Raw genomic sequence first — 4724 nt, forward strand, 5'->3', positions numbered from 1 at the left:
CCGCCGGTGAGCAACGCCGGCATCACCGTGGTGGGGGGCCGGCTCGGCCCGGCCACCGAGGCGCTCGGCGCCGCGCTGGCCGCGGCCGACCGCGCCGGCGGCGAGCTCGTGCGGGTGGCCGCGGGCCGGGGCGACTCAGTCGGCGTCGTCGAGGGCTGACTGCTCGCGGGTCAGCTCCTCGGTCAGCAGGGCCACGAGCGCCTCGTGCTGCACGTCGGCGGACGCGAACGTCTCCTCGTCCGAGCCGTCGAGCGCGCGCGCGGCGAGACCGGCCTTGCTGTCGATCAGCGCGGCGATCCGGCTGTCGATGGTCTGCGCGGCGATGATGCGCCAGGCGGTGACCGGCTCGGTCTGGCCGATGCGGTGGCTACGGTCGATGGCCTGCGTCTGCTCGGCGTCGGTCCACGACAGCTCGGCGAGCACGAGGTTCGAGGCGACCTGCAGGTTCAGGCCGACGCCGGCCGCGGTGAGCGAGCAGACGGCGATCGCGACGTCGCGCTCGTCGGTGAACGCGTCGATGTTGCGCTGCCGCACACGCGGGGTCTGCCCGCCGCGGATGGACGCGAACTTGATGCCGTTGCGCGTGAAGGTCTCCTCGGCGACGTCCATGACGTCGACGTGCTTGGCGAAGAAGACGACCTTGCCGGCGCTGCGGGCCAGCTGCAGCGCGTAGTCGGCCGCGAGCCCGGCCTTGGCCTGGCCGATGCGGCGCATGAGACCGAAGACGTTCTCGCCAGCCTCGCCGGAGGCCTCCTTCTGCTCCCAGGTCGCGACCTGGTCGACCAGCGCGTGGTCGATGCCGACGACCTCCTCGCCGCGGGCCCTGAGCACCGAGTGATAGCGCGCGACGAGGCGCCGGGCCAGCTCGCGCTCGGCGGCACGGATCGAGCGCCCGGCGCGGTCGTCGAGCTCGACCGGCAGGTCGGCGGTGCGGCGGGCGGGGATGTCGGCGGCGACGTCGATCTTGCGGCGGCGCACGATGCCCATGTCGATCACGGCCTGGCGCGCCGCGCGCGGGAAGCCGGGGTCGGTCGGGATGAGCCCGGTCTCCTCCAGCCGGTCGAGCAGCTCGGCGCGCGGTTCGCTGCCGTCGATCCAGCCGAGGAACTGCCAGATGGCGAGGAAGTCCTCGATGTCGTTGATGAGCGGCGTGCCGGTGAGCGCCATGAGCAGCGGACGCGCGGTGCGGAAGCGGATGCGCTCGGACAGCTCGAGCACGTGCTGCGACCGCTGCGAGCTCTTGTTCTTGATGAAGTGCGCCTCGTCGACGATCATGCCGCGGAAGCCGAAGTCACCGAGCCAGCCGACGTGCCGGTCGAGGACGTCGTAGTTCACGACGACGATGTCGGCGAAGCCGTCGACCTTCTCGCCGTTGCCGTGCACGACGGTCACCTTGCGCTGCGGCGTCCACATCTGCGCCTCGCGGGCCCAGTTGGTCTTCACGACGCTGGGGACGACGGCGAGCAGCGGGTACGCGCCTGCGGCCTGCGCGGCCAATAGCGATTGGGCCGTCTTGCCCAGGCCCGGCTCGTCGGCGAGCAGGAAGGTGCGGTGCCCCTCGGCCGCGGCCTCGACCACCTGCGCCTGGTGACGCATCAACTCGCGGCCCTCGGGCAGCCGGATGGGCCCCGGCTCGGGCAGCGCCATGCACGCCGGCGCCCCGCTGTCGGCCCGCTCGAACGCCGTCAGCAGCGGCTGCAGCAGCTCCCAGCCGCCGAGGCGGCGCGGACCCGTCGGCGCCGGCCGCACCGCGGAGTAGTCGGGCGGCAGGAACGGATTGGCGAGCTGGCGGGCCACGACCGACTGCGGCACGACGCGCCGCTCGGTGGCCGGCGAGGTTGCCGACGGTTCTGTTGCCGGCGGCGGCTCGGTCGCCCGCTCGATGCCGAGCGGGGCGAGCAGTTCGGCCATGAGCAGCCGGGTCTCGGCCGTCGGCTTCGACTCCTCGTCCAGCAGCGACAGCAGGCGGGGGTCACGGACGGCGGTTCGGGCCAGCATCGTGGCGATGCCGTCGAGGCGCTTGAGCTGCTCGACGCGCCGCGCCTGGCCCATCGCCTCGTCGCGCACCTGCGCCCGCTCCTCGCGCAGCAGCAGGGCGACGGCGTGGAACTTCGTGCGCACCGCCGGGGTGATCCGGCCGCGCTCGACGGCGGTCTGCACCTCGCGCGCCACCCGGGCGAGCATGGACAGCACGTCCTTGTCGACGGGCGCGCGGCGAGGCGGGCGCGCTGGAGCACGCCGGGCATCCGAACGACGCCGACCCGGTTGAGCCACGCACACCCCTTCACCGCACAGCGATGAGCCGGACGAGCGCGGTGCTCGGCCCGTGCTCGACGACCCCCGGCCGGACGCCCGGGCGTGGATCGTCCGTCGGCTCGTCACGCGACGGTTCGGGCGAGGCCGCGCCGCGTTCGTCCCCGAGTCTAGCGCCGCCTGGACGCGCCTCGACCGCGACGTCAGCGGTCGATCATCCGCGCCATCGCCTCGGGGTAGCGCTCACCCACCACCGTGATCTCGTCGGAGGCGCGGTCGATGTCGGCGAGGTCGTCAGCGCCGAGGTCGAGGACCGCGCCGCCGAGGTTCTCGTCGAGGCGTTCGAGGCAGGGCACGAAGCCGATGCCAAGCCGCTCGAGCGTCGGCAGCATCTCGTCCTCGGGCTCGCGCCAGAACAGCGAGTACTCGCTCTGCGGGGCGGTGACCGGCTGCACGGCGTGGGCCCGCTCGATCGTCCGCACGCCCGCCTCGGACAGCCCGAAGTGCGCGACCTTCCCGGACGCGATCAGCTCGGCCACGGTGCCCGCGACATCCTCGATCGGGACGTCCGGGTCGACGCGGTGTTGGTAGAGCAGATCGATGCGCTCGACGCCGAGGCGGCGCAGCGATCCGTCGACCGCCGAGCGGATCGACTCGGGCCGGCTCGAAAGCCCGGTCTGCTTGCCGTCGGCGTCGAACGCGAAGCCGAACTTGGTGGCGATCACGACCTGGTCACGCAGCGGGGCGAGCGCCTCGCCGACGAGTCCCTCGTTGACGTAGGGGCCGTAGACCTCGGCGGCGGTGCCGACACCGTGGGCCCGTCCAGTGGTGCGCGGAAGGCCTCGCGGGCCCTCGGGCGCCGCTAGGCTGCGCGGCATGTCCACGGGGGTCGGCGTCGCGATCCTCGGTTCGGTGAGCGCGCGGCGCGACGGCGTCGAGGTGCCGCTGGGCGGCGCGAAGCCACGGACGGTGCTGGCGGCACTCGCGGTCCGCGTGGGGCAGGTGCTGTCGGTGGCGGCGCTCGCCGACGCCGTCTGGGGCGAGGAGCCGCCGGGCAAGCCGGGACAGACGCTGCAGGTCTACATCTCCGGCCTGCGGCAGGCCCTCGGCGAGTTCGCGATCCAGACCGTGCCGCCGGGCTATCGCCTGGCGATCGCCGCCGACGGGCTCGACCTCGTGCGGTTCCGCCGGGCACGCGAAGTCGGTGCGGACGCGATGCGCCAGGGCCGGTTCGACGACGCGGCGACGTCGTTCCGCGCCGCGCTCGGCGAATGGACCGGCCCGGCCCTCGCCGACCTGCGCGGCGTGGCCTTCGCCGACGAGGTGGGGCACGCGCTCGACGAGGAACGGATGAGCACGCTCACCGACCGCATCGACGCCGACCTCGCCCGTGGCCGTCACCGCGAGGTGATCGGCGAACTCACCGTGCTGACCCACGAGCACCCGCTGCGCGAACCGCTGTGGGCGCAACTGATCACCGCTCTCTACCGCGCCGGCCGGCAGGCCGACGCGCTCGACGCGTACCGGCGCGTGCGGCAACTGCTCGACGACGAGCTGGGGATCGATCCCGGCCCGGCGCTGCGCGGGCTCGAGGCCGACATCCTCGCCCAGCGCGATCTCGTCGCCCCGACCGTGGCGGTGACACCGCTGTCGCCCGGTGACCGCACGGTGCAGGAAGAGGTCGACGTAGTGCACCACGGGGCACTCGTCGACGACCGCGGCCGCACGGTCACCCTCGGGCCGGCCGGATTACGCATCGGCCGGCAGGCCGACAACGACCTGGTGGTCGACGAGGTGAAGGCCAGCCGTCGGCATGCCGCCATCACCCACACCCCGGACGGCTTCGTGATCACCGACCTCAACTCGACCAACGGCACCGTCGTCGACGGCGTGCGCCTCCAGTCGCCGGTGCTGCTGCACGACGGTGCGCAGATCACGATCGCGGGCCGGCGGTTCACCTGCCGGCTCGATCCGTCGTCGGCGGGCTGACCGGCCTCGTCCCCTGGCCCTTCAGCGCTGCTGAAGCAGGTCTTCAGCGCGCCGACGGACGGTGTGCCGGTCACCGCGGCCGACCGGCCGCACCGAAGGAGAAGGAGACCGTCATGGCCATCGTCCCGATCGACCCGCGCGACCTCGTCGCACCGTCCACGCCGTCCTCGGACGCACCGTCCCTGGACGCGCCGGCCCGGCGCACCCTCGGCTTCAAGCTGCCGACCCGCCGCACCTTGGGCGGGAAGTTCCCGACCCGCCGCACGCTCGGCGGTCGGCTCCCCAGCCGCCGCACCCTCGGGCACAACCTGCCCAGCCGCCGCACCCTCGGACGCAACCTGCCGAGCCGCCGCACCCTCGGCCGCTTCACCGGCTGATCCCCCCTGGCCGGGGGGGGGGGGGGGCGGGGCCCCCCGACCAGCGCGGGGCCCGCGCGCCGCGGCGCAAAGAAGGAAACAAGATTAAAAAACCCCCCCACACCC

Annotated in this window: 4 protein-coding genes; 2 read left to right on the forward strand and 2 right to left on the reverse strand. The window is 73.7% G+C overall.

The window, feature by feature from the left end; translation table 11 throughout:
* Positions 1-135 precede the first annotated feature (135 nt).
* Together ACTHMS_RS22760 and ACTHMS_RS22765 are read right to left on the reverse strand one after the other, a co-directional pair.
* Complete coding sequence (locus ACTHMS_RS22760; RefSeq protein ID WP_440308941.1) at positions 136-2274, reverse strand: DEAD/DEAH box helicase; 2139 nt, start codon at positions 2272-2274, stop codon at positions 136-138.
* 182 nt (positions 2275-2456) lie between these two features.
* Positions 2457-3131 carry an aldo/keto reductase gene (locus ACTHMS_RS22765; RefSeq protein WP_440308942.1) on the reverse strand — a complete coding sequence of 225 codons (675 nt, stop codon included), beginning with the start codon at positions 3129-3131 and terminating at the stop codon, positions 2457-2459.
* On the opposite strand from ACTHMS_RS22765, the gene ACTHMS_RS22770 reads away from it, so the two are divergent.
* On the forward strand, positions 3130-4242 hold the full coding sequence (locus tag ACTHMS_RS22770) for a BTAD domain-containing putative transcriptional regulator (RefSeq protein WP_440308943.1): 1113 nt from the start codon (positions 3130-3132) through the stop codon (positions 4240-4242). The two genes, ACTHMS_RS22765 and ACTHMS_RS22770, sit on opposite strands and share 2 nt — an antisense overlap.
* Before the next feature lie 113 nt (positions 4243-4355).
* Complete coding sequence (locus tag ACTHMS_RS22775) at positions 4356-4619, forward strand: hypothetical protein (protein ID WP_440308944.1); 264 nt, start codon at positions 4356-4358, stop codon at positions 4617-4619.
* Positions 4620-4724: the final 105 nt, after the last annotated feature.

Origin of the sequence: Jatrophihabitans sp. (assembly GCF_051960575.1) — a bacterium.
Taxonomy (GTDB): Bacteria; Actinomycetota; Actinomycetes; order Mycobacteriales; family Jatrophihabitantaceae; genus JBQCEE01.